Here is a 26,277-nt window from a genome sequence, read left to right as displayed (position 1 = left end):
TAAATTTGACGCTCACTTGTGGGTTTTCTTTGCGACCTTTGCGCTTTAGGCCCTTTGGGTCCTTTGCGGTTCAAAGATTGTTCTGTTTTTTTTACAGTGCTAGCAGGTCTTTACTCAACAGCTTGTCGATCAAAAGTTCTGCGGTTTTTTCCGGCTCGTGGACACCGTCGCCGATGATCTCGCCTTTTTCCCGTTCGGGGGAGAAGATCCGGCTTACCCAGGTGGGGGAGCCTTTGAGGCCGCAGGTGTTGACGTCGAGCTTGAGGGCATCGTTGTTCCAGACTTTTACCTCGGCGTCCTGGGACTCAAGCCGCATGGGGACGGTCGGGTAGCGGGGTCGGTTCAGCTCCCGGACGACGGTGATCATGACGGGCAAGGGGGCTTCGACTATTTCGTGCCGCCCTTCGAGCTTGCGCCGGACTTTTATGGTGCGCTTGACAGGATCAAGATCCTCGATCCGGTCGACAAGGGTGAGCTGGGTGTATCCCAGCCGCGTGGCGATGCCGGGGCCGACCTGGGCGGTGTCGCCGTCGATGGTCTGTTTGCCGCAGAAGACTATCCCGACTTCTTCCTCCGCGTTGAGCTTTCTGATGGCTGCGGAGAGGACGTTGCTGGTGGCCAGGGTGTCGGCGCCGCCGAAGACCCGGTCGGAGAGGAGGATTGCTTCGTCGACTCCCAGTGCGAGGGCTTTTTTAAGCGTTGCCTCGGCATTGGGGGGGCCCATGGACATGGCGGCGACCCGGAAACCGAACCGGTCTTTGAGACGCAGGCTCTCTTCCAGGGCGTGGGTGTCGTACGGGTTGACGATGAACGGGATTCCTTCGCGCACCAGGGTGTTGGTCACCGGATCTATCTGCACCTGGGTGGTGTCCGGGACCTGTTTGATGCAGGCTACTACGAGCATGTAAGACCTCACAGGAGATGGATATGATTCAGAACTACAGAGAACGTATACTTTTCCAGCGCAGGAATCTTTGACGCAGATCTATTCCGCATCATTTAAGCGGAACGATAAGGACGAAAAAACAGCTACGGGATAATCCACACAACAACGTCTATATTTTAAGCACGGGCGGATTGTAGCAAAAATACCCACCACACACAAGCCCACATTTGCTTATAATTTAAGCAAATATTTTTCAATATGACTAAAAATCACCATCCGCAACTGGTGTATCACACGATGCATTTAAGCTTATCCTATTATCATGAACCAGCAACCATTAAACTACAAACGGCGCTTCATCTATTACCCGATACTCCCCATGCTGGCAAGGGCGTATACATTATCGGGACGATAGGCGGCAGGCCTCCCCAGGGACATCAGGACCGTCCCACCCCGGACAGTGAAACCCCGACTGTCGAGCAGCCCGGCAGCAGCAACATTTCCGGCCGGCACATCCAGTACAACAGGATTACCCGCGCCGACCCCAATGATGGCTCTATCCAGAAGAGCGGCGGCATCGTCAATGCTGCTGCACCCCCATGGGCCCAATTGGGTAACGTTGCCGCACCGCTGCCTGACGATAAATCCATCCCGGCTTTCGTACGCCGTCCCCCGCTTAGAGACGGCAAGCAGCAGGGCCTTCCGTTCATCGCCCCACCCTGCTCGGTCCGTTTCCACCATTTTCTCAAAGCAGATCGTCCCCTCTTCCGGGACCAGGTCTCCACTGCCGTAGCCTGCCCAGCGCTTAACCTCGTCAACGGCGGTGAAGCCGAGTTTTTCGTAAATCGGCCTGCCAGCCTGCGATGCGGTCAGCCAGACGGTTTCCGTTCCGACATCCTGCAACGCGGCAATCGCCTGTTTCATCAGCCCCTTGCCGACCCCGAGGCCACGCTGGTCGCTGCGGACGATAAGGTTGCCGATCCAGCCACTGGTCCCGTAGCTTACGGCCGTGACAAATGCGAGCGGCCCATCAGCCCCGCGCACCACGAAACAGCCATCGGGAAAGGCGCCAAGGAGAAAACCGAACTCCCAGCGGTCGCACAACCACCCCTCATCTGCCGCCAGGTGGAGAAAAGAGTCGATATCTTCATGTCGGAATCTGTCGGTTTTCATCGATCTAGCACCGTAGGGGGAAGGCGTAGGAGCCTGCCGGACTTAGGAATGAATCGACTGCGAGAATGGCAAATCGGTCCATATCTCCGTAAATTTTCGACGAATAGGTCCACTATTCGCTCTCAAATTTCCGGAAATCTGTCCTCGATTTTCCATCCTCTCGCTACGATTCCCTAAGTCCGACAGACTCCTACCTGTTCACCACGCATGCCGTTTCAACGACCGCCACGTCCTGGCCGATCAGGCCGACGGCATCGGCGCGGCACTGGCGGCAATGCTTGAACTGGCCTATGATCTGCTCGTTGGCACTGCGCACTTCATCGATCAGCGCCGGCGTGGGCGGAACTATCCCGGCAAAGTCGGCCTGGGGTATGATCGGCATGACGTTCATGACGAACGCTCCAAGCTCCTTGACCTTCCTGCCGATGAGCGGTATCTGGTCCTCGTTGACACCGGGTATGTAGACCGTATTCACTTTAATGGTCATGCCGTATGCAGCCGCTCGCCTTAATCCTTCCAACTGGTTGGCTATCAGTATTTCAGCAGCCTCCGTGCCGGTCAGTTTTTTGCCATGGTAGAGGATATGGCTATAGATTTTCGCCCCTACCCTCGGGTCGAGGGCGTTGATGGTCACAGTCAGGCTGTGCAGGTCAAGTTCCTGCAAGAGATCGATCTTCTCCGGCAGGAGGAGGCCGTTGGTGCTCATGCACTTGATGAGGTGGGGAAACTCCGCGCCGATGAGCCGGAAGGTCTCGAAGGTCTCCTCGTTGGCCAGCGGATCGCCGGGACCGGCGATACCGATCACCTTGATGATCGGGCCGAGGATATCGCTCGCCACCACCTCCCGGACCTTGACAATCGCCTCCTGCGGGGTCAGGAGCCTGCTCGTCACACCGGGGCGCGACTCGTTGGCGCAGTCATGCCTCCTGGAACAGTAGCCGCATTTGATGTTGCATCGCGGCGCCACGGCCAGATGCATGCGGCCGTTTTTGTGATGATTGCCGCCGAAGCAGGGGTGACCCTGAATGTTCTTCCGCTCGTTGCACGCTGTTGCCATAATAGCTCTCCTTTCGGCCGGGATACTTTTGGGTTGCCGGCATAAAGAAAAAGACGCTGACCCTTACTGTCAGCGCCCTTGCCGAATAAAAAAAGCCCGACAGAAAACATCTTCCGCCGGGCTCCGTTGCCTTTTCCGGGATACGCCATCGTATCCGTTGCTACTACTTATGGCATTAAGCGTGCCAGAATTTCATTAGCACAAATACCCTTATATATAGCCAAGTTCCGCGGTTATTCTTCAGAACGGGCTCCTCTGCCATGCCTAATTTAGCGGAAAATGATTAATATTTAGGCAACACCGAAGGAAAGGAAAAGCGACCTTTTGCCTTCAAGCCGGTATTACCGGCCTCTAACGAATGAGGATTGCTTATTGCATCCCTTACCGGCAGAGGATAGTCCGATCGTGCATGCACCCTTCGACATAAATGAAATAATTTCCCGTGCCGAGGCCGCTTTCATCGGCCTTGCAGTCGGCGATGCCCTCGGCGCGCCGGTAGAGTTCATGACCGCTGGTGAGATCAAGACAAAGTACGGCACGCTGGACGAGATCGTCGGTGGGGGCTGGCTGCGGATCAAGGCGGGCAACGTGACCGATGACACCGAGATGTCCCTCTGCGTCGCCAGGGCCATCGTTTCCGCCGGGGAAATGTCGCTGCGGGGGATTGCGGAAAATTTCGCCTCATGGCTCAAATCGAAGCCGATCGATGTGGGGGATACCTGCCGGCGCGGCATCAGGAACTACATGCTGAAGGGGACGCTGGAAACCCCGTTCAATCAGTGGGACGCGGGTAACGGCGCAGTCATGCGACTTCTGCCGACAGCCCTCTGCACAATGGGTGACGACGAGCTTCTCCAGCGCCATGCGGTAGCCCAGGCCCACATTACCCACAATCACCCGCTCTCCGACGCTGCCTGCATCTGCCTCGGCCGCCTCATTCACCTTTCCGTCTGCGGATTCTCCAAGCCTCGCCTGCGCAGGGAGGTGGACAGCCTCGTTGCGGAGCACCCGAACTTCCGCTTCGATTCTTACAAAGGTCTCGCCACCGGCTACGTGGTGGACACCATGCAAACGGTTTTTCATCACTTCTTCAGGGGGAGGAATTTCGAGGAGTGCCTGGTCAGTACGGTCAACCAGGGTGGCGACGCCGATACCACCGGCGCCATCATGGGTATGCTCGCGGGGGCCTATTACGGACGGGAAAACATTCCCAGAAAATGGATAAAGAAGATGAACAAAAACGTCATGAACGAGGTTTCAACGCTGGCGGCCGGGCTTGTGGCGCTGTCGCCGCTGGGGAAGGGGAACTTGATCCATTCAGCCTGTTTTTCGGAAGATCGGTGGCACCCTCCCCCAACCCCTCCCATCGAAGGGAGGGGCGCTTGTAATCCCTCTCCCCTGGTGGACCCAAATTGCGGGCCTAAAGGAGAGGGTTAGGGAGAGGGGGGAAAATGCAGATTGCAAGGACCTAACCGGACAATGCTGGGTTTAATTGAACAGCGGAACGACATGCTCACTGACGAGCGGAGTGCTGGTAACCCGCGTCAACGAACCGCCCTTCGTCAAATCCGCATAGAACACGTCACTGACAAACGTATCCAAGCTGGTTATGGTTCTCCCCTCCAGAAGAATCTTGCTGCCGCAGACACCGGCAAAAACTCCTGCCATATGGATATCCTGGGGAACGGTTCCCAACACGGCCAGCCGGTTGCCGGTCGCGGCGTCAAAAGATTCCAACTGGCCGCCTCTGAAATCCACAATCGACGTAATGCCTGCAGCCCTGATGAAATACTGGGGAATCACCTCGGACATCGTATCGAATATGTTCAGGAAGGAGCCACCCACCCAAAAGGCATTGGGCGTTTCGTTCCGGCCGCTTCCGTCCTCACGAATAGTTCCTGCCGTTGTGACGCCGTTTCCGGATACTCTATCAAAATAGGCAAGGGTTCCTTTTGCGCCGATAAAAATCAAAATTTCGCCGTTCGCAGCGGTTGCCAGGTCAACAGGAGGCGTACCGGAAACCACTCCGTTTTTACCCGTCGTTCTTATCTTGTACTGCCCGGCATCATTCAACACGTAAACCACTTTGTGGTCGGTATATGCCAACTGAACGATGGTGCCGGTTTCTGCGCCGATCTGCTCTGCTAGTGCAGTTCCGCTCAGGGAAACGCTCAGCAGTTTTCCACCGTCGACAAAATACATGTTGATGCCATCCCTGGTTGCCTTCAAATCACCGGCAGTAGTGGCAGTGAATGTGTACAGCACGCTGGAAATGGCTCCGTTTGCCGTGTTATAGGCATAGAGATTGCCATCTATCTTGAGGAAAATGATATCAATGGTGAAACCCACGGCTTCCGCCTTGTCGGCAAAAGTCGCGACCGTTGCAGCACTGCCGGCGCTAAAGTTCGCATCAAACCTTTTCACCGCACTGCCGTCTATGGCGAGCCATCCGGCAAGCGCCCCGTTTGATTTATCATAAACATGCTTAAGTGGCTGCTTTGCCGGTATGGGGGTATCAGTGGCACTCATCCCGACCTTGATCATCTTCCAGGCACCGCCAGCTGTCAAGTATATGAATTGCGCGTTATTGTGGTCGGCAAAATCTGCGATGGCTGACGGCGTACCGACTATGGTATCGGCAGAAGTTTCATTGGTAAGCTGGACAGGAATCGGTGTAGCTGCTCCCTTCAAGGCACTAACCTTGAACAATTGCCCTCCTTTTACATAGACAACCGTACGGGTTTGGATATCGGACACCTTCCTCGCGACCGGATCGTAGGTGCCGTGAAATATAGACGTTACCTTGTTGGTTATACCACTCTCCACACTGACCGGGCTTGCCGGATTTGCCGGATCCACTGCGCCGATACTCCCCTGATAGAGAAGAAATGCGGAACTTGTCGTGTTATCACCCGGGGACAATGTTCCACCGCTGCCACTTCCGCCGCTACCGCTGCAACCAGCGACTACAAGGATGACTAACGTCATGATGACCAGGGTTAATGTACTGAGCTTGGTTGTTTTCACGGTAACCTCCACGAACAGAGCAGGATAAGGGGCAGCCCCTTATTTATTAAAACAGACTAATATTTTATACAAATAAAGCAGGAATTCATGTACTTGTCAAGAAAGGTATCCCTGCAATTTTTCATTTACGATGTGAACATGCTCACCCGATCTTCTTATGTCGCAAAATGAATAAGGCCGTCCAGCATTCGCTGAACGGCCTTATCATCTTTTTTTGTTTTGTTGTAAGTTTTGCTTGTAATCTTATTTATTCAGTTTGCGTCTCAACAAAGCAAAACCCAACAACCCGGCTCCAACCAGCAGAAACGATGCAGGCTCAGGAACCGGTGCATTGTTATCGTGCCCGCCGCCGTCGTTGTTCCCTGGACCGTGGTCATTATCGAAAAAATCATCGAAAAGACCATCGAAAAGACCATCGAAAAAATCATTTCCAGGCATCGATGCAACCGCCCCCGAGAGGTCGATATGTGACCCATTGCCATACGAACCGATAAAATTGGCTGAGGACAATAAGACCTCTTCGGAAATACCGCTCACAATCGGACCGGAAGATGAAGAAACAGCTCCGTTCGTGTCGGACGGTTGCAACCAACGCGGCCCAAGGTTGGCAAAATTGAGGGCCAGCAATCTTTCATCATAAACAAGGTCGAGCCCCCAACCGGCCAAGGCCTGACCCGGCTGGATATTTGCGGCGAGGTCGATATCGAAGGAACTCCCCGCAAAGGTGTTGCTGATTTCAGGGGTAAACTCGACCATTATTGCATGACCGGTCCCAACGCCCATCATCAGCAGGCCCATAAGCATTGCCACTATCAGAGTCGATTTTTTCATTGTTTTTACCTCCTTCACCTGCGGATTTACCCGTTAACTGAATTCGTATCAGCTTCACAGCCGACACACGATCGTTAACGAACACAAATGCATCCAGCATGCCAGGATATAACCGGCTGATATCGCTAGACAAATATATGATTCTCCAACGGCATGTAAACATATCCGACACTTCAGAGGGGGGACCGAGGGGCAGGGAAGGCGCTCATAACGAATGATTACCGTCATTGACAGCCATTCAGGGGGGCAAACTATAATTTACATCGGATGTCGAATAACTTAACGACAACGCGATTTCTCCCGGCAACTTAACAGGGCGACTTCTTCATCAAAGCGTACAGGGCACCACCCTGACGTGGTACTCCCCGCCGATGACCATATACTCCCCCTCCCCTTTCATGATGCTGTTGGGAAGCAGGTCGTTATAAAAAAACAGCTTGGTCAGGGGAACACGCACCTCCCAGACCGTGAAGCCGAACTCCCAGGCCCGCTCCTCAACGGAGGTAAAGGAGGAGAGGTTGTTGAGCCGCACGATCTGTTCCCGCTTGCTGATTGTTTCCAGGACGTCATGTTCGCTGGCATCGAAGGTCCCCCGATAGAGTGTGAGCCAGCGCTCATTCGGATGCCTTTGTGCCAGCTCGTACTGGCAGTATTCATAGAGGAGATCGAGTTGGGAATTGATGGCGTTGGTCCGCGCGCTCCCCTTGGTCCGGTCCATGGCAAACACCATGTACGCCTCGGAATGGATACCGGGGATGCGGAGCTTGTGGAAGGTCGGCGGCAGCCCCATCCGGCTCTCCACCCACCCTTTCAGGACCGCCCCTTCGATGGAATTGGAATCCATCATCCAACCGCGGAGGAAACGGAGGTAGCTGTTTTTGATGCTTTTGCGCGCCGTGGCGGTCGACTGGTTTTCCCACTGGTGGAGCTGGAACTTCACCGACATGTAGTCGTTGAAAATGTGGGCACGTTCTTCGGCAGAGGAGATGGTATCGAGCTTGTCGAACAGGAAGCGGTTGGCGCCCCGCACACCCTGGATCTCCAGGTTGTGCGGATTGTCGTTGAAATGACGCGATGCTATAACCCACGGGGGAAGGTTGCAGTGGTTGAAGGAAGTATTCTGCATGTGGGTCATCACCTCATTGTGTGAACGGTAGGGGTGCATGGCATGCGCCCTGGGCGAACGCCGTTCGCCCCTACAGTAATTTGGCCAATTCCACCAGTGTCGGCTTGATCGGCCCGTCCGCAACGAAGGTATCAAGCCCGAGACGCTCCATCTCCATTTGCGGTCCCTGGCCGATCTGGGCGCAGACCACGGCTCGACAGTTCTTCAGCGCATCGGTGATGGCCGTAAGCAGATGGGCGCGCAACGGGTGGTCCTGGTCGTAGGAACAGTAGCGTTCCACCTTCTTTTCGTCCACCAGCTTCGCATCATTCCCTGTCACGTCATAGATGAGAAACCGTTCCGCATGACCGAAATGCTGATTGATATCCCGGCCGTCTTTTGATGCAACAGCGATGAGCATGGGGAACCTCCTAAAAGCCGTAAGTAGTAAATAGTAAGTAGTGAGTCGTGAGCAGTTGAATACTGAATCAGCCGTCAAAGTTGGGTTTTACTACTCACTACTCACTACTCACTACTCACTACTCACTACTCACGATTTACTTCTTACTGCCTTTTAAAGCACTACCGGCTCAAAAGCAAAGCACTTCTTGGAACAGGTCCGGCCGCAGGCCTGACAGCCGATGCAGTTGTCCGGGTTGGACACCTTCATGTACATCTTTGCCGAATCATCCTCGTCCACCTCTTCGAAGGTGAGCACGTCGTGGGCGCAGACCTTGAAGCAGCGGGCGCAGCCGATGCAGGTTTCCGCATCGATAGTCTTAATGAACTCGGGGGTGTATTCGGTCTTGTTTCTTCTCAATCCTGTGATGTAAGCCATTTTCCTATCCTCCTGATTGTGGTGTGTATTTAGTAGGGGCGTACCCTTGGGTCGCCCGCAGGGGTTATCAATCCTCTAAAAACGACGTTGCCTGGTCCTTGTTCATCGCCTTGCGTAGCCAGGGTGGCGGCGTTCCTCTCAGCACTTCCTGCAGCTTGCCGACGATCTCCGCGACCGGGACCTCGGTATTGGTCTTCATGGGATGGATCTTCCGCGCCACCAGCTTGGCAGCCGCAGGCCCGCCGATCTGCATGGTATAGACAATGGCACACTCCGTGAGCAGATCCGCCCGGGCGCTGATCTTGTCCTCTTCGTCGTCGCCGTGAATCCCCACCGTGACCGTCTCCAGGTAATGGGCCTCGTCCGGCCCGATTTCCCAGATATGGAAACTGTCCGACATGCCGAAGTGCTGATCGATTATCTCACCGGACTTCGTCGTAAATGCAATTTTCATAGTAAGCTCCTTTTCACCACGGAGACACAGAGACACGAGAAATCAAAATCTTTGAACCGCAAAGTCGCAAAGTGCGCAAAGTAGAATCAAGCAAAGGTTTTCTTTGCGTCCTTCGCGATTTAGGTCCTTTAGGCCCTATGGGTCCTTTGGGTCCTTTGCGGTGAAGGGTTTGAAGGAGTAACTTTTGTTTTTCTCCGTGCCTCTGTGCCTCCGTGGTGGGTTATCAATTATGCGCCAGTTTCTGCGCTTCCTTTGCATTGGCCTGGAAAATCGTCGCCGTCTCGAAGACGAGATTCATGGTTCCCCGATAGCCGACGTACATCTTCTGATGGGCCCCCAACCGGTCGAACACCGGCAGCCCGGCCCGCAGAAGCGGTATCCCCCCCAGTCTGGCGGCTGCCTGACGGCCGTTGGAATTGGCCACCAGGAGATCGCTCCCCTGGGCGCTGTTTTCCAGGTCTTCCAGGTCGCCGACAAAGATGTTGTCCGTGGGGAGCCGGTCAAGTCCCCGCACCCGGGTGGCGGATATGGCCGCCTGGATCCGGCACCCCATCCCGGCGAGGAAGAGGGTCATGGTCTTCAGGAGGTCCGCTTCCAGGGCCAGGGAGATCCGCTTCAGGCCGAACTGGTAGTGGCAATCGACCATGGCATCCATGAGGCGGCTCCGCCAGCGGCGTAACTTTTCCGGAACGGGACGGCCGGCGATGGCGGAAAGGGTCTCCATCAGGCTGTCCGTCTCGGCCAGGCCGGTGATGGAGGTGAAGCCGTAACAGGGGATGGCGAAGTTCTCTTTCAGTATTTCGGCGGCCTTGGCCAGGGAATCCCCCAGGTAAAGGGTGGCTTCGCTCCGACCGGCCAGACGGACCTTATCCAGGGTCACGCCGCCGACGGAGAGTGGCGACACGGTCTCGTCGATGTGGCCGTCGAGGGCGTTGGAGATATCGGGAATCACCAGCGGCGTCAGGCCGAACGCCTCGCAGATCTCCGCCACCTCTTCCACATCGGCCGGTGTGAGATGACAGCCGGGAAGGATGGTCACCTGCCCCTTGATCTTCTCCCCTCCTTCAGGGATGGTGGCAACGATCGCCTCCACCGCTGCAGCGTACCCTTCCTGCATGGAACCGCAGTAGTCCGGGGTCGAGGCGTGGATGACCGGCACATGGGCAAACTCCGGGTTCTCCTGGCGGAAGTGGACAATGGCGCTCCGCACGTCGTCCCCCATGGTTTCGGTAAGACCGGAGGTCATCACCCCCACCACCTGCGGGCCGAACTTCTCGATCACCCGCTTGATCCCCTTCTTCAGGTTTTCCCAACCGCCGAAGATGGCGGTGTCTTCGCTCATGCTGGTGGAGTTGAGGGCGATCGACTCCTTGAAATGCCGCGACAACTGGAGGCGGATGAAGGTCGAGCACCCCTGGGCGCCATGGAGGAGGCCGAGCATCTGGTCGATCCCCAGGTAGGCCAGGGTCGCACCCAGGGCCGGGGAGTTCTTCTGCGGGTTGACGGTGGCATTCTTGGTCGGCACCTTGACCCGCGACTCCTTCATGTCCTCATTGAGATGGGCAGTGCTGTGCCCGGCAGCCAGGGCCACATCGGCATTGAGCTCCGCATCGCTCTTCTCCCACGGCGCCTTGGCGTTCAGCACGGGCCAGATCGGGTTGTTCACCGTCAGGTCGAGCTGCTTGGCAAAGGTGACCATGCCATCATAGCCGGCATAGGGATGGGAGCGGCCGTGGTTGATGTCGAGAAAGGGGGTCTTGGTCTTGAGCGCCAGGAACTTGGTCTTCCCCCCGGCGACGATCAGGTCCGGCATCTTTTCGTACATGACCGAAAGGAGACCGGCGGTGCTGGTGTCGTCGATGATCCGGGCATCCTTGTGCATCAGGGCCTTCATCCGGTAGAAGTCTTCCAGGGTCGAGTTCTGGGTGCCGGCAGCGAGGATCTCCACCCCGAGCTCGGCCAGGGCGTTGACCATGGACCAGGTCTTCACCCCACCGGTAAAGAGCACCGCCCGCTTCCCTTCCAGCCGTGCCCGGTACGGTGCTATCAGTTCCCGGCACCTGGCTTCCTCTTCCTCGATCAGCCTTTCCACCCGCTCCTGCATGACCCGTTTTTCCAGACCGCCGGAGACATTGTCCAGCTCTCTCGCTATGTCGCGCAGGGCCTTGGCAACATCGGTCATGCCGTAAAAGGATTCCTCCAGGTAAGGCATGCCGTAAGTCTTCTGCATCTTCTTCGCCAGGTTGGTGAGCGATTTGGAACAGATGATGACGTTCAGCTTTGCCCGGTGGGCGTAGCGCAGATCTTCGAACTTGGCATCGCCGCTGAAGCAGGAGAGGACGCGGATGCCCAGCTTGTCGAAGAGCGGCAGCATCCCCCACAGGTCGCCGGCGATGTTGTACTCGCCGATCAGGTTGATGTCGTAATCGGTAGTATATTCCGGCTCGGCGGTGCCGATCACGTACTTGAACAGCACCTCGCCGGCCAGCCGGTTGCCGATATTCTTATCGCCTATAAACCCCGGCGTATTCACGGGAATTATCGGCATCGCCACCTTTTCCTGCGCCGCTGTGCAGACCGCCTCCACGTCATCGCCGGTCATGGCGGTGACGCAGGTGGCATAGACGAAGATCGCCTTGGGCTTATAGCGTTCGGCCAGTTCCAGAATGGCCTTGTAGAGCTTCTTTTCGCCGCCGAAGATGACGTCGTTTTCCAGCATCTCGGTGGTAAAGCCGCGGCGGTAGAGCTGGGAGTCTGAAGAGCGCGCGCCCCGGTTGTCCCAGGAGTTGCCGGCACAGGCAATGGGGCCGTGGACCAGGTGAATGACGTCGGTGATCGGCATCAGCACCACCCGGGCCCCGTCGTAGGCGCAGCTCCGTTCGGTCCCCTCCCCCGGTTCGGATTTTTTGCAGAACTTGGGGGCGCCCGCGTCGTGGGTTTCGCATTCGGTTACGTCGTAGTAATCGGGCTTCGCCATAGTCATGTCCTCTAAATAGTTTCCATCCGGAAACTAAATAAAAAGGCGCCATCATTCCTAAGAATTGATGGCGCCTTTGCCAATGTTACGTCAGGATAAATTGTCAGGTTGTTACCTATTGAGCATTTGCCGTGCCAATCTTTTCAAACGGAGCTATCCTGTTGATATGTTGCGTTTTTTCACTAAAAAGGAAATTACTGGCCAGACAAAGTGCCCAATTATTGGGCAGGGCTTTGCATAATAAACATCATTTACTTGAGAAACTGAAATGGCCTGCGCGAGCAGGCCATTTTTGTGACATGTGGATGCGGAATAAAGTCAAGTTGTCCCCAAATCCCTTGCATTTATTGCTTTTTAATAATGACAACGGTATACTGCTTTCATTACTCACGTGGGAGCGGACTCATGATAAAGAATCTGAGCGAGAAAGAAGAGTTGGCGTTGCGGGATTTTCTTGCCAGGGTATCGACACGTTTCAGCGACAACTATCTTTTCAGTTTTCTCTTTGGCTCAAAGGCGCGTGGTGATGACCACAAGGGGTCTGACCTTGATGTTGCGGTGATTCTGAACCGGGTTGACCTCGACACGAAACGGGCTATCTACGTCATTGCCTATGACGAATTGTTGGAAAACGAGGTGGATATCTCTCCGGTAATCTTCTCGCGCGAAGTATTCGAGCACCAGAAAGCCGCCCGATTTCCCCTCCTGCGGGAAATCGAACGCGACATGGTGCCGTTGTGAGCGATGCGTCCCTCACCGACAACCCGATCTCCTTCCTGCTCCAGCGAGGTAATGACTCTCTTAAGAGCGCCGAAGCGCTCATAGAGCTTGATCTTACTCTTGACGGTTTGTCGCGGGCCTACTATGCCGCGCTGCACTATGCACGGGCATTGCTTTTATCAATCGATGTGGTGCCCAAAAGCCACAAAGGCGCTCTTACCCTCTTTTCGCTGCATTTCATCAAGAGCGGCATAATTCCCAAAGAAATTGGCGTCATATTCTCCATCTTGCAGAAGATCCGAGAGGATTCCGACTACGAGATCGGAACGTACTACGACAAGAACGAAGCACTGCGACTACTGGACGATACGAGATTATTCTGCACAACTGTAGCAGAGGTCTTGAAAAAATGAGGAAAGAATGTGGAGCAGGCCATTTTTTCTGATTCGCAGCGCAAAAAACAATCAAAAGCCGATTAGTCGGACCCAGCACTATTCCAAACATGCTTAATCACTTGAGCCATGGCCGTTATAATCGGCTCATTCTCCCGTTCGCGCAGGTATAGGAAAGACAAAAGCGTCTCGCACTCTCCCTGCCGCCACAGCACCGCTTCTCCCGCCTGTTCCGCCGCAAGAGCCTGATCTTCACGCAACATGGAAAGCCCGACTCCCGCCGCAACAAGACCCCGCAGGGTAATTTCCTGGTCCGCCGCGATCATCGTATTCGGCTTCACGTTGTGCTTCTCAAACAGTTCTTCGGTAATCCGGTGAAAGGAGCAGAGCGGCGGAGTGATGATCCAGGGAAGAGCCGCGATTTGGGGCCAGTCCGCCGTTTCAACCCGGTCCTTCCAGCCTGCCGGCGCAGCCACATACAACTTGATCTTTTTAAGGCCGATCGTGGCAATGGCCGAGTCCTCATTCTGCCCCAAAATATAACCGGCATCCAGTTCCCTGTTTTTGATCCCTTGCACGACAGTTCCCGAAATACCCTGACGCAGTTGCAGCGAAAGCTTGGGGTAGCTCGCCGTCATCCTGCACAAAAAATCCCCCAGCCTTAATGACGGCGTATCGGTAATGGTCCCCAGCACTACCGCGCCGCATATTTCGTCCCGCAAACTCCTGGCCTGGGCAAGCAGGTCACTTGCGGCTGCCAGGGCGCTCTCCGCCTGGTTCAACAGCAAGCGTCCAGCATGGGTGAGCTGCATCCCTTTCGGCGTCCGGTCGAATAGCAAGACGCCCAGCTCCTCCTCCAGCGACTTGATATGGGCGCTCAAGGCCGGCTGGCTGAGGTTCAGCAATTCCGAGGCACGGGTCAGATGACCTTCACGGGCGACCGCGACAAAGGTCCGTAACTTATATATTTCCATCGCTGTTTTTCCTTACCGGCGAAGCATCGGGTAACTTCCTGGAAATATACCACAGGTACGGACCTTGTTTAATCAGATTTTCTGATGGGTGGGTTCGGATCTTACGATTGGATTGTTTCTGCCGTTTTCCCTTAGACTGCCGGTAAAAACCTGCGAAGGAGAAAACACCATGGACCGGAATCGTACACTCAGGCAATGGGCCGGATTGGCAAGGCCTGCGGCCGTCAAGGCCGACAAAACCGCGCTGTTGCTCATTGACCTGCAACAAGGCTATTTCACCGGGGGCAAGTTGTTTATCCCGGACGGGGAGCAGGCGGCGGCAAACGCGGCACGACTGTTGTGCTGGGCACGGCGGGCGGGAATCGTGGTGGCACATATCCAGCACAAGGCGATGAAAGCGGACAGCCCGCTGTTTGCGCCGCATTCTCCCGACATTGATTTCCACGAACTGGTGAAGCCTGCGACCGATGAAACGATCGTAAGCAAACATCTCCCCAGCAGCTTCAGCGGCACTGAACTACAGAAGGAACTTAACGGCAGGGGCATCGAGACCTTGATTTTATGCGGGCTGATGACCCACATGTGCGTCGACAGCACAGCCCGCGCAGCGCTGGAATTGGGGTACAAGGTTGTCGTCGCGGCAGATGCCTGCGCCTCCCGCGACCTGCCTGATCCAAACGGAACAGCGACCATTGACCACAAGGTCGTTCACCAAACGGCCCTTGCCGCCCTCGGCGATCGGTTTGCCGACATCCTGCGCACCGAAGAGATTGTCCGGTTGCCCATGGAATAAATTTAAGCGGATATTCATACCTTGCAACCCCCATCGGCGCATGCCGGTGGGGGTTTTTTCGTTCCGGCGCCTTTTCCGCAAGGGGTCGTATTCCACATGATGAAAAAGGAGGCAGAATACAAAGAGCTATCCTTGACAGGCGAAAATGAAGCGGTACGCTTTATTAAGCCGTTCTAAGATGAGCTGTCATGGAGATTCACTCTGCAAAATAGAGGGCCGCTGCGCACGGCGTCATACCGTCCGGCGGCTTTATGCTTTTCGCCGGCATCTACTCTTCTCGCAAACAGCCCATTTTAGATGAATTTAAACCTCACCACTAAAAACAAAAGGAGGAAATACCATGGCACTGGCAGATCAAACTTTCGGATTTTACATTCCAACAGTTTCATTGATGGGTATCGGCTGCTCGAAGGAAACGGGAGCGCAGGCCAAGGCGCTCGGCGTAACCAAACTGCTGATCGTTACCGACGCCGGGATCGCCAAGCTGGGGGTTGCCGACAAGATCAAGAGCCAACTGGAAGAGGCCGGCCTCCAGGCGATCGTCTTCGATGGCGCCGAACCCAATCCGACCGACAAAAACGTCCTTGCCGGGGTAAAGGTATACCAGGACCAAAGGTGCGACGGCATCGTCACCCTCGGCGGCGGCAGCTCCCACGACTGCGGCAAGGGGATTGGCCTCGTCATCGGCAACGGCGGCAACATCCGCGACTTCGAAGGTGTCAACAAGTCGACCAAGCCGATGCCACCCTTCCTCGCCATCAACACCACCGCCGGCACGGCCAGTGAGATGACCCGTTTCTGCATCATCACCAACACCGACACCCACGTGAAGATGGCCATCGTCGACTGGCGCTGCACGCCGAACATCGCCATCAACGATCCGCTGCTGATGGTCGCCATGCCCCCCTCACTGACCGCAGCTACCGGCATGGACGCCCTGACCCACGCGGTCGAGGCGTACGTTTCCATCATCGCCACACCGATCACCGACTTCTGCGCCCTGCAGGCCATCGAACTGGTCTCCGATTACCTGCGTCCCGCGGTGGCCAACGGCGAGAACCTGGAGGCCCGCGACAAGATGGCCTATGCCGAGTACATGGCAGGCATGGCCTTCAATAACGCCAGCCTGGGCTATGTCCACGCCATGGCCCACCAGCTGGGGGGCTTCTACAACCTCCCCCACGGCGTCTGCAACGCCATTCTGCTCCCTGCCGTCTGCGAGTTCAACGTGATCTCCAACCCGAAACGGTTCGGTGACATCGCCTTGGCCCTGGGTGAGAACATCGACGGACTTTCCACGATGGACGCGGCCGAAAAGGGGATTGCCGGCATCCGTAAGCTCTCCAGGGACATCGGCATACCAGCCGGACTCAAGGCGCTGAATGTCAAGGAAGGAGACCTGAAGATCATGGCGGAAAACGCCCAGAAAGACGCCTGCATGCTGACCAATCCGCGCAAGGCAAACCTGGAGCAGATCATCGGCATCTACAAGGCGGCAATGTAAATGAAAGGGAGGGAATAATCATGACAGAAAGGATTTTGCGCATTAACATGACCACCCTTTCCGGCGCGTTTGAAGAGGTACCGGCCGAATGGCAGGGGATTGGCGGCCGGGCACTCACCTCGGCCGTCGTGGCAAAAGAGGTCCCCCCCACCTGCCATCCCCTCGGCAAGCACAACAAGCTGGTCTTTGCGCCGGGGCTCCTGGCGGGGTCACCGGCCGCCCAGTCGGGACGCCTTTCGGCAGGCGCCAAGAGTCCGCTGACCGGAACCATCAAGGAGTCCAATGCCGGCGGCACCGCAGCCCAGAACCTGGCCAAGCTGCGCATCAAGGCTCTCATCATCGAGGGGATGCCGGGCGAAGACAAGTTCTACGGCATCCAGATCAATAAGGACGGCGTGACGATCCGGGAAGAAGCCGAACTGATCGGCAAGGGAAACTACGAGGCCATCAAAACCCTGATGGGGAGGATCGGCGAGAAGGTCGGCGTCCTCATTATCGGCCCGGTGGGGGAGATGAGGATGTCCGCCGCCAATATCTCGGTCCGCGACCCGGACGGCAATATCCGCAGCCACGGCCGCGGCGGGCTGGGCGCAGTAATGGGATCGAAAAAGGTGAAGTATGTCACCATCGACGACAGCGGCGGACCAGGGGTGGAGGTCAAAGACCCGGAGAAGTTCAAGAACGCGGCCCGCGCCTTCGCCAAGGCGATCCTCGAACACCCCGTGAGCGGCGAGGGGCTCCCCTCTTTCGGCACCAACGTGCTGGTCAACGTCCTCAACGAAGCCGGCGGCCTCCCGACAAAGAACTTCCGCTACGGCCAGTTCGAGGGGCATAACAAGATCAGCGGCGAGACCATGCGAGATACCATCATCAAGCGGGGCGGCAAGCCGAAGCACGGCTGCCACGCCGGCTGCATCATCCAGTGCTCCCAGGTTTACTGCGACGAGGAGGGGGAATATGTCACCTCCGGCTTCGAATACGAGACCATCTGGGGGTTCGGCGCCAACTGCTGCATCGACGACCTGGACATCATCGCCCGGGCCGACAGGGTCATGGACGACATCGGCATCGATTCCATCGAGTCGGCGGTCATCATGGGGGTGGCCATGGAAGCGGGCATCATCCCCTTCGGCGACGGCGCCGGCGCCCTGAAGCTCCTGGAGGAAATCCGCGAGGGGACCCCCCTCGGCCGCATCCTCGGTAACGGCGCCGCCTCGGTGGGAAGGGCCTACGGCCTGACCCGGGTGCCGGTGGTCAAGGGGCAGGGAATCCCGGCCTACGACCCACGCTCGGTGAAGGGGATCGGCATCACCTACGCCACCTCCACCCAGGGAGCCGACCACACCATGGGCTATGCCGTGGCCACCAACATCCTCAAGGTAGGCGGCTTCATCGACCCGCTGAAGAATGAGGGCCAAGTGGAACTCTCCAGGAACCTGCAGATCGCCACCGCAGCCATCGACAGCACCGGCCTCTGCCTGTTCGTCGCCTTCCCTGCCCTGGACATCCCGGAGACCATGACGGCGATCATCGACATGCTGAACGCCAAGTACGGCACAAGCCTCACCGGCGACGACGTGATCGCCCTCGGCAAACGGGTGCTGAAAACCGAGCACGCCTTCAATCTGGCCGCCGGTTTCACCAGTGCGGACGACCGGCTCCCGGAATTCTTCAATGAAGACCCCTGCCCCCCCCACAACGTCACCTGGACCTTCACAGGGGAAGAGATCGACGAGTTCTGGAATTTCTAGCGGTACGGAGCATCTATGAAGATCACCGTAAAACTGTTCGCCACCTTTCGCGTCGGACGATTTGCCGAAGTGACTCGGGATTATCCGCCGGGTACCCGCGTTGGCGATATCATCGAGGAGCTTAATATACCGGAAAAGGAAGTCGGCATGATCATGCTCAACAACCGGCATGCGGAACCCGAGCAGGAGCTTCACGACGGCGACAATCTGGCCCTCTTCCCGCTCGTGGGCGGGGGATGATATGGATGATCTTGACGCCTATATCCGGTCCCGCGCCGAAGGCGACCTTTTCCACTGGGACTCGCAGGTCGATGCAGCGGAACGGTTCGGTACAACCCTCGCCCGTGTGGAGGAGGCGGCCCTCGCCCAGGGGCTCCTCCCCGCACGCTATCAGCGCAACCGCCAGGCAATCTCCGTCAATGATCAACTGACGCTTTTCAGAAGCAGAGTGGCGGTCATCGGCTGCGGTGGCCTGGGGGGTTACGTCATCGAAGAGCTGGCCAGGCTCGGCGTCGGGACCATAATCGCCATCGACCCGGACGTATTCGAGGAGCACAACCTGAACCGGCAGCTCCTTTCGAGCCCCGGCACGCTGGGGCGGGCCAAGGTCGAGGCGGCAGCGGCGCGGGTGGCGGAAATCAACCCCGCCGTCACCCTCCTTCCGAGAGAGGAAGCCTACGCGCCGGAAAACGGAATGGAACTCCTCCGGGGCGCCCAGGTGATTGTGGACGCCCTGGATTCCATCCAGACCCGACTGGCCCTGGCCAAAACCTGCACCGACCTGGGGGTCCCCATGGTGCACGGGGCCATCGGCGGCTGGTACGGCCAGGTCGCCACCCAGTTCCCCGGAGATGACACCGTGCAGAAGTTGTACAGGCGGTGGGTGGAAGGAAAAGGTGTGGAGCAGAAACTGGGCAACCCATCCTTCACCCCGGCTTTGGTCGCCAGCATCGAAGTGGCCGAGGTCTGCAAGATTCTTCTGGGAGTGGGGGAACCCTTGCACAACAGGAAACTCTCCGTAAATCTCCTGGAAATCATATTTGTGTCAGTCGACATGATAAATGACCCGCCATCGGCGGCCGATTAGACCGGTTTTATCAGCATTCCGGCCGTCCAGGATGCAATGGAGACCACGATGAAAGACATCCTTGATACCCTCACAGAAGATGGTTCGTTTCAGACCCTCCTTTCGACATTGAAAATGGCGGATCTGGCCGAAAAGCTCAGGAGCCCGGGACCGTTCACCCTCTTTGCTCCCAACGACGACGCCTTCAAGCGGGTCATCGTCGAGGAGATAACCGCCGATCGGGACAATCTCGTCTCGATCCTTACCTACCACATGGTCGACGGCAAATTGACCGCCGCCGAGATTGCCAGGGACGAAAATCTCATGACAAGCAACGGCAAGTCCTTGACCGTCTTGCTGGAGGAAGGCCGCCAGGTGATCGACAACGCCAAGTACGTCAAAACCGACATTGAATGCACAAACGGGATCATCCACGTCATCGACAATGTCTTCCTGCCTCAATTTTCCGGCTGGTACTGCGGCTGCTGCTGATTGCCGCATCTTCGCGCGCGCCTGAAGGAAATCACCGTCCCTCCCTCACCCTTTTCCCCCGACAACTACCGTTTCGAGAATCTCTTTCACCACTAAGACACTAAGAACACGAAGAAAAACTGCAATCCTTTAAAGGGGTTAGCTTAGTGTCCTTAGTGACTTAGTGGTGAGTTCCGACTTTTTTGCTGCGTTGTCAAACATTTCACTAAAGATTTTTTGTATACACACGAAGAAAGTAACAATTCTAAAACAGCAAAGGAACAGATTGCGGCAGGTCATCTCATCAAAAGGAGAAGTAACGTCTATGGGTAATCTCAAGGTAAGCAGCAAAATAATGGCCGGATTTGTCCTGGCCGCGGCAATGGGATCAATGGGGACGTATGCGGCAACGCATATTCCAGGTGCAGCGACAGCCTGGGCGTGGATAGTCGCACCTCTTGCCGTTATCTCCCTTGGCATATGCGTCTCACGCATGGTCGGACGCCCCCTTCAGGGGCTCGTCTCCGCCCTTGAAAGAATAGCCGATGGCAACCTGGATGTGGAGCTGAAGGAGGATGGCCACGGCGAGTTTTCTGCCCTGACAAAAGCGACCAACCGGATTGCCGGCAGCATTGAAAACGGCAATAAGACCATCGACTCGATGGTCGGCAAGAACGACTGGTACGAGGCGATCCTCGATGCGGTGCCGTTCCCGATCCATGTCACCGACGACAACATGAAATGGACCTTCATGAACAAGCCGTTCGAGCAGCTCCTCATCAAAGAGGGGCGGATCAAGGACCGGGATTCGTCGGTAGGTATGCCGTGCAGCAACGCCGCCGCAAACATCTGCAACACCGACGCATGCGGCATCCGCCAACTGCAGAAGGGGGTCAACGAGAGCTTCTTCGACTGGTGCGGTTCGAGCTGCAAGCAGGACACCTCGCACCTGATAAACCGCAAGGGAGAAAAAATCGGATATGTCGAGGTGGTCCAGGACCTCACCGCCATCATCAGGAACCGGGATTACACCAAGTTCGAGGTCGAGAGGATGGCGTCGAACCTGACCAAGCTGGCCATGGGGGATCTCAACCTGGACCTGATGGTCAAGGAGGCGGACGAGTACACCGCCACGGCCCGGGAAGACTTCGTCAAGATCAACGGCAGTCTCACCAAGGTGAAAGACGCGGTCGGCACCATGATCGAAGATACGGAAATGCTCGTCGACGCCGCGTTGAAGGGGGATTTCCTGAAACGGGCCGATGCCTCCCGCCACCAGGGTGAATACCGCTCAATCGTCGACGGGGTGAATAAAACGCTCGATACGGTTGTGGACAAGAACGACTGGTACGAGGCGATCATCGACGCGGTGCCGTTCCCGATCCATGTCACCGACGACGACATGCGGTGGACTTTCCTGAACAAACCCTTTGAAAAGCTTCTCATTGAAGCCGGACAGATCAAGGACCGGGATTCGTCGGTAGGCCTTCTGTGCAGCAACGCCGCCGCAAACATCTGCAACACCGAAGCATGCGGCATCCGGCAGCTCCAGAAAGGAAACAAAGAAAGCTTCTTCGACTGGTGCGGTTCGAGCTGCAAGCAGGACACCTCGTACCTGGTCAACCGCAAAGGGGAAAAAATCGGCTACGTCGAGGTGGTCCAGGACCTTACCGGCATCATCAGGAACCGGGATTACACCAAGACAGAGGTGGAGCGGATGGCGACAAACCTCAAGCTCCTTGCGGAAGGAGACCTTGACCTGGTTTTTGCCATCAAGGAACCTGACCAGTTTACGAAGGAGTCCTTCGAGAACTTCAACAAGATCAATGACGACCTCAAAAACGTAAAATATTCCATGGATAATATTATCTCCATCACCAAGGAAATCGCCAACGGCAACCTTATGGTCGAAGTCAAACCGCGATCGGAAAAAGACGAAATGATGAAAGACCTGGCAACCATGGTGAAAAAATTGTCCGATGTGGTGCAGGACGTGATGTCGGCCGCAGACAACGTCGCCGCCGGCAGTAAAGAGCTTTCCGCCAACTCGGAGCATACGTCCCAGGGGGCTTCGGAACAGGCGGCAGCAGCGGAAGAGGCATCCTCTTCCATGGAACAGATGAGTTCCAACATCAAGCAGACGGCCGAAAATGCCATGCAGACGGAAAGGATTGCTGTCAAGTCAGCCGAAGACGCCCAGGAAGGGGGCAAGGCGGTTGCTTCCACCGTCACGGCAATGAAAGAAATCGCCGGCAAGATTAATATCATCGAGGAGATCGCCCGGCAGACCAACATGCTCGCCCTCAACGCGGCCATCGAAGCTGCCCGGGCCGGCGACCACGGCAAGGGCTTTGCCGTAGTCGCTGCGGAGGTGAGAAAACTTGCCGAGCGGAGCCAAAAGGCAGCGGGCGAAATTTCCGAACTCTCCGTTTCCAGTGTGGAGATCGCGGAAAAAGCCGGAGAGCTTCTGGGGGCGATCCTCCCCAACATTCAGAAAACCGCGGAACTGGTTCAGGAAATCAGCGCTGCGAGCAGGGAACAGGATAGCGGTGCAGATCAGATCAACAAGGCTATCCAGAGCCTCGACCAGGTGATCCAGAAGAACGCCGCGGTTGCCGAGGAGATGGCGTCCACGGCCGAAGAACTTTCCTCCCAGGCGGGACAGCTCCAGGGAACGATTTCCTTTTTCAGGGTGGACGAAACAGCCAACAAGAAGAAAAACACCATTCTGAAACCCGCTCCGGCAACGGACTTGAAACCGTCCGCACATACAGTAAGGAAAGAGTACCGGCAACCGCTGAAAAAAGCGGTGGGTGCCGAAGGGATTACGTTGAATCTTGAGGATGAAGAATTCGAGAGATATTAGCTGTTCCCTGTTAAAGGAGCAGGAGGGCCTCACCCTTCTGCTCCTCCAATACTTTTGGCCTGCCGTCTCAAGGCAGGCCGAAATCCCGCTCGTTACATTACAGGACATCTCTTTCACCTCTTCGACGGTCCCAGCCGAGGAGTTCCATACCTCATTGTCCCTTCCGCATCGGTTGTCACCCTGCACTTTCCCCCTCACCCTAGCCCTCTCCCACAAGGGGAGAGGGGACTTTAATGCTCCCCTCCCTTGATGGGAGGGGTTGGGGGAGGATGCAATGTGCTGGTTTTTATGGCATGGAAATCAAAACAATTTTCTAACCAAATATTATGAATATCTGCTTGACTTTACATAATCGATTTATATAATGACGTTATATAACAACCTTATATCAAGACAAGGATGGAAACATGTCACCCAGAAATATTCAATTCGGTCGGGAAGAAATCATCGACGCGGCGTTTCAACTGGTTCGGGAACAGGGATGGTCCGGCTTTTCGGTGCAAGCCGTGGCCAAGGCGATCAATGCCTCTACCATGCCCATTTATTCCCAGTTCAGCAATGTGCGGGATCTTGAAGACGCGGTCTGCCTGAAAGCCCTTGAGCTGCTCAAGGAACGCCTTCTGGAAGAGAGGACGGGCGACAAATGGATCGACCAGGGGATCAGTTATATCAGGTTCGCAGAAGAGGAAAAGTATCTGTTTCGCTGTATGTGGGACGGGAGAAATGTTGAATTGTGCAAGAAAATGGGAAAGGAACTCGTGGATTTCATTTCAGCGACACTGGTTGACTACCCATTGTTCGCCGGACTAGACGAACTCGAACTGAAAATGATCCGGCTTTCCAGGATGATGTTCGCCCAAAAACTGGCGTATTGGCTGAATACCAACAGCAACTATCTGGCAGAAAAAGGACTTGATACGGAAGATTTCATCAGAAGGACAAGCAAAGCGATCTATGACGGGTTTATGTTGCAGTTCAATGCGAACGCTGACGGAGCAGATGCGGTGTCCGGCGGATGAGCCCGTTCGGAGAGATGTGATTGCAGACTGTATTGGTGGAGGTCGTTAACAGCGACCCCGATTTTATGGCGTCAAAGGGGGGGGACAATGAAAAGAGAGAGCAACAGGGGAAGATTCAGCAATGTGAGACGTTGTGCCGGGCTGATTGGGCTATGGGTTCTGTCTGCACTGGTGTTTTCCGGTCACGTGAATCAGGTATCGGCAGCCGGGCCGGAGCGTGGCGGAACGCTGACCGTAGCGGTGGAGGCCGATGGCAGAGGGTTTGATCCGATCAAGGCGGGATTCTTGAGTTCTCAGGCCCGGAGTGTCGCCATGGCGATCGAGGAACGCCTGTTCGACATGGATGCGAAGGGAAAACTCGTGCCAGAGCTCGGCCTTTCTGCTACCCCCTCGAAAGACGGCAAGACCTGGACGATCAAGCTGCGCAAGGGGGTGTCGTTCCACGACGGAATCCCTTTCAATGCCGATGCAGTGGTCCAGCATTGGGAGCGGCTACTCGACCCGAAGAACCGCTTTCGGGGATTGGTGACGATGCAGCCGATAGAATCTGTGAAAAAAGTTGATGACTTTACCGTCCGTTTTCAGTTGAAGCATGTCTGGGTTCCTTTCAAGGATGTTATCGCCTCGACTAACGGCATCGCGGCTTATATCCCCTCCCCCAAGGCAATGAAAGAAGGTACCCAGGATTTGGCGCCAGTTGGTACCGGTCCATACAAGTTCAAGGAATGGATTGCCAACGACCGGCTGGTGGTGGTCCGTAATCCCTCCTACTGGCGGAAGGGGAAACCGTTCCTGGACAGCGTCGTTTTCCGGACGGTGCCTGATATGCAGACCCGTTTTGCCGGTCTGAAATCCGGCGAGCTGGATGTAATCCTGACCGACCGGGGCGCCAGTATCCTGCAAGCCAGGGAAGACAGATCGCTCAAGGTCTACAGCAGTGATGCCACCGGAGCGGAGACATTCATCTTCAATACTTCGAAGCCCCCCCTGAATGATGTGCGGGTGCGCCGGGCGCTGTCCTATGCTTGGAACCAGGAGTTTTACATCAAGGCGAGCTACAAGGATACCATAGCCGTGGCCCGGGACCCGTTCGGCGGCACGATAGCCTGCGGTGATCTCGGCTATCGGGGATTCAATCCCGAGAAAGGGAGACAACTCATTGCCGAGTACGGCAAACCGGTCAACCTGGAGTTGCAGATCACCAATACCCCCCGCGGGCGGGAGTTCGGCGAGATCGTCCAGCGGCTGTACAAAGAGATTGGCGTGACAGTCACCGTCACCCCTCTGACCTTGGGACAGAGGAACAAAAAGGTCTTTGCCGGGGATTACCAGATGACCGGCTGGCAACTGTTCGATGCGACCGATATGGGACCGACTCTTTATGCCAATCTCTATTCAAAGAGCGAGATAAATTTCAGTCAATACCGGAATCCGGAAATGGATAAACTGCTGACGACCCTGCAGATAAGCGCCAACAACAAGGAACGGCAGAAGGCTCTGTGCGGTGTGGCCAAACAGTTAAACGACGAGGCGGTGTTTCTCTACCGTGGAGCGATACGCTACAGCGCCATTGCCAAAGCGGGTATCCAGGGGATATCGAAAGTAGATCACGGGATCGTCCGGGTAAGTGATGTCTGGATTAAAAAGGGTGGCCGGTAAAGGCAGGCCCGTCTGCCTGCGCAAGGATGCATTGCCAAAAGGGCGGCCACATAAGGCCGCCCCTACAATTACCGGAAGGGAATCATGAACCGTAAGGTTCCCCCTCCCTTAGATGGGAGGGGGTTAGGGGGAGGGTGCAAGACCGTGCAAAGGCTTTTCAAAAAGGTGAAGAAAATATCATGCCCATAAACCTGACACAAACGGCCAAAGAACTCCGCAGAAACTCAACAGACGCCGAACGGCTCTTGTGGCAACACCTGAAAGCCAGACAACTGGACGGCTTGAAATTTCGGCGGCAGGAGCAGATAGGCCATTTCATTGCAGATTTTGTCTGTTACGAAAAGAGAATTATTGTCGAAGCAGACGGTGGTCAACATGCACTGGAAAAGGAAAAAGACGAAGAGCGGACTCAGTGGCTGAAATCTCAGGGTTTTACCGTATTGAGGTTCTGGAACAACGAAATCCTGACAAATATAGACTCGGTTTTGGAAGTTGTAAGGTTGCGGTGTTTTCAAGCGGCAAATAAGCCCCCTCTCCCCGGCCCTCTCCTTTAGGCCCGCAATTTGGGTCCACGAGGGGAGAGGGGGTAGATACTGTTCCTCAAGGGAAATTTGCAGGTTTGAATAATACCCGCTACCGCGCAAAAAGTTCCCCCTCCCTTAGATGGGAGGGGGTTAGGGGGAGGGTGTTTTGCAAGGACGAATTATGCCGGCG

At 55.9% G+C, this 26,277-nt stretch carries 24 protein-coding genes; 13 read left to right on the top strand and 11 right to left on the bottom strand.

What is annotated here, in order from left to right:
* Positions 1-91 precede the first annotated feature (91 nt).
* The 3 genes from GURA_RS06185 to GURA_RS06175 form a co-directional block, all read right to left on the bottom strand.
* Positions 92-904: an electron transfer flavoprotein subunit beta/FixA family protein gene (locus tag GURA_RS06185; protein ID WP_011938137.1), complete on the bottom strand. Its 813-nt coding sequence runs from the start codon at positions 902-904 to the stop codon at positions 92-94.
* Between the two features lie 345 nt (positions 905-1,249).
* Positions 1,250-2,059 (bottom strand): GNAT family N-acetyltransferase, encoded by an 810-nt coding sequence (locus GURA_RS06180; protein WP_011938136.1) that lies wholly within the window; start codon positions 2,057-2,059, stop codon positions 1,250-1,252.
* 190 nt (positions 2,060-2,249) lie between these two features.
* On the bottom strand, positions 2,250-3,116 hold the full coding sequence (locus GURA_RS06175) for a radical SAM protein (RefSeq protein ID WP_011938135.1): 867 nt from the start codon (positions 3,114-3,116) through the stop codon (positions 2,250-2,252).
* A gap of 372 nt (positions 3,117-3,488) precedes the next feature.
* Here GURA_RS06175 and draG point away from each other — a divergent pair, with 372 nt between their 5' ends.
* Entirely contained in the window at positions 3,489-4,553 is a 1,065-nt protein-coding gene (gene draG / locus GURA_RS06170) for an ADP-ribosyl-[dinitrogen reductase] hydrolase (RefSeq protein ID WP_232278981.1), read from the top strand.
* A gap of 51 nt (positions 4,554-4,604) precedes the next feature.
* Here the strand turns inward: draG and GURA_RS06165 are convergent, their stop codons facing one another.
* From GURA_RS06165 to GURA_RS06135, 7 genes are all read right to left on the bottom strand, one after another.
* Positions 4,605-6,143, bottom strand: a complete 1,539-nt coding sequence (locus GURA_RS06165) for a hypothetical protein (protein WP_011938133.1) — start codon at positions 6,141-6,143, stop codon at positions 4,605-4,607.
* Positions 6,144-6,386: 243 nt separating this feature from the next.
* Positions 6,387-6,992 (bottom strand): PEP-CTERM sorting domain-containing protein, encoded by a 606-nt coding sequence (locus GURA_RS06160; protein ID WP_157046137.1) that lies wholly within the window; start codon positions 6,990-6,992, stop codon positions 6,387-6,389.
* A 310-nt stretch (positions 6,993-7,302) separates the two neighbouring features.
* A complete protein-coding gene (locus GURA_RS06155; RefSeq protein ID WP_041245303.1) occupies positions 7,303-8,100 on the bottom strand; it encodes an NAD(+)--dinitrogen-reductase ADP-D-ribosyltransferase in 798 nt (265 codons plus the stop codon).
* Between the two features lie 70 nt (positions 8,101-8,170).
* Entirely contained in the window at positions 8,171-8,500 is a 330-nt protein-coding gene (locus tag GURA_RS06150; RefSeq protein WP_011938130.1) for a NifB/NifX family molybdenum-iron cluster-binding protein, read from the bottom strand.
* A gap of 153 nt (positions 8,501-8,653) precedes the next feature.
* A complete protein-coding gene (fdxB, locus tag GURA_RS06145; protein ID WP_011938129.1) occupies positions 8,654-8,917 on the bottom strand; it encodes a ferredoxin III, nif-specific in 264 nt (87 codons plus the stop codon).
* 67 nt (positions 8,918-8,984) lie between these two features.
* Positions 8,985-9,371, bottom strand: coding sequence for a nitrogen fixation protein NifX (gene nifX, locus GURA_RS06140; RefSeq protein ID WP_011938128.1), 387 nt, complete (start codon positions 9,369-9,371; stop codon positions 8,985-8,987).
* 223 nt (positions 9,372-9,594) lie between these two features.
* Entirely contained in the window at positions 9,595-12,348 is a 2,754-nt protein-coding gene (locus GURA_RS06135; RefSeq protein ID WP_011938127.1) for a bifunctional nitrogenase iron-molybdenum cofactor biosynthesis protein NifEN, read from the bottom strand.
* A gap of 405 nt (positions 12,349-12,753) precedes the next feature.
* Between GURA_RS06135 and GURA_RS06130 the strand changes: the two genes are divergently transcribed.
* A complete protein-coding gene (locus GURA_RS06130) occupies positions 12,754-13,089 on the top strand; it encodes a nucleotidyltransferase domain-containing protein (protein ID WP_011938126.1) in 336 nt (111 codons plus the stop codon).
* A complete protein-coding gene (locus GURA_RS06125) occupies positions 13,086-13,481 on the top strand; it encodes a HEPN domain-containing protein (RefSeq protein WP_011938125.1) in 396 nt (131 codons plus the stop codon). The genes GURA_RS06130 and GURA_RS06125 overlap by 4 nt, the downstream gene beginning before the upstream one ends.
* A 62-nt stretch (positions 13,482-13,543) precedes the next feature.
* Here GURA_RS06125 and GURA_RS06120 read toward each other — a convergent pair whose 3' ends face one another.
* The gene (locus GURA_RS06120; RefSeq protein WP_011938124.1) at positions 13,544-14,434 is read right to left on the bottom strand and encodes a LysR family transcriptional regulator; all 891 of its coding nucleotides are present in this window, start codon (positions 14,432-14,434) and stop codon (positions 13,544-13,546) included.
* A 169-nt stretch (positions 14,435-14,603) separates the two neighbouring features.
* On the opposite strand from GURA_RS06120, the gene GURA_RS06115 reads away from it, so the two are divergent.
* From GURA_RS06115 to GURA_RS06070, 10 genes are all read left to right on the top strand, one after another.
* Positions 14,604-15,227, top strand: coding sequence for a cysteine hydrolase family protein (locus tag GURA_RS06115; protein ID WP_011938123.1), 624 nt, complete (start codon positions 14,604-14,606; stop codon positions 15,225-15,227).
* 340 nt (positions 15,228-15,567) lie between these two features.
* Positions 15,568-16,731, top strand: a complete 1,164-nt coding sequence (locus tag GURA_RS06110; protein WP_011938122.1) for an iron-containing alcohol dehydrogenase — start codon at positions 15,568-15,570, stop codon at positions 16,729-16,731.
* Between the two features lie 20 nt (positions 16,732-16,751).
* Complete coding sequence (locus GURA_RS06105; protein WP_011938121.1) at positions 16,752-18,482, top strand: aldehyde ferredoxin oxidoreductase family protein; 1,731 nt, start codon at positions 16,752-16,754, stop codon at positions 18,480-18,482.
* Between the two features lie 15 nt (positions 18,483-18,497).
* Positions 18,498-18,722 (top strand): MoaD/ThiS family protein, encoded by a 225-nt coding sequence (locus tag GURA_RS06100; RefSeq protein ID WP_011938120.1) that lies wholly within the window; start codon positions 18,498-18,500, stop codon positions 18,720-18,722.
* Position 18,723: 1 nt separating this feature from the next.
* Positions 18,724-19,569 carry a HesA/MoeB/ThiF family protein gene (locus tag GURA_RS06095; protein WP_011938119.1) on the top strand — a complete coding sequence of 282 codons (846 nt, stop codon included), beginning with the start codon at positions 18,724-18,726 and terminating at the stop codon, positions 19,567-19,569.
* A 48-nt stretch (positions 19,570-19,617) separates the two neighbouring features.
* Positions 19,618-20,040, top strand: coding sequence for a fasciclin domain-containing protein (locus GURA_RS06090; RefSeq protein ID WP_011938118.1), 423 nt, complete (start codon positions 19,618-19,620; stop codon positions 20,038-20,040).
* Positions 20,041-20,344: 304 nt separating this feature from the next.
* Positions 20,345-22,885, top strand: a complete 2,541-nt coding sequence (locus GURA_RS06085; RefSeq protein ID WP_011938117.1) for a methyl-accepting chemotaxis protein — start codon at positions 20,345-20,347, stop codon at positions 22,883-22,885.
* Between the two features lie 407 nt (positions 22,886-23,292).
* Entirely contained in the window at positions 23,293-23,904 is a 612-nt protein-coding gene (locus tag GURA_RS06080; protein WP_011938116.1) for a TetR/AcrR family transcriptional regulator, read from the top strand.
* An 87-nt stretch (positions 23,905-23,991) separates the two neighbouring features.
* Complete coding sequence (locus tag GURA_RS06075; RefSeq protein ID WP_011938115.1) at positions 23,992-25,563, top strand: ABC transporter substrate-binding protein; 1,572 nt, start codon at positions 23,992-23,994, stop codon at positions 25,561-25,563.
* A gap of 179 nt (positions 25,564-25,742) precedes the next feature.
* Positions 25,743-26,117: an endonuclease domain-containing protein gene (locus tag GURA_RS06070; protein WP_011938114.1), complete on the top strand. Its 375-nt coding sequence runs from the start codon at positions 25,743-25,745 to the stop codon at positions 26,115-26,117.
* The last annotated feature ends 160 nt before the right edge of the window (positions 26,118-26,277 follow it).

Source organism: Geotalea uraniireducens Rf4, assembly GCF_000016745.1.
In the GTDB taxonomy this organism is placed as follows: Bacteria; Desulfobacterota; Desulfuromonadia; order Geobacterales; family Geobacteraceae; genus Geotalea; species Geotalea uraniireducens.
Note: the sequence above shows the minus strand (reverse complement) of the source record. Positions and strands in the feature narration are given on the sequence as shown.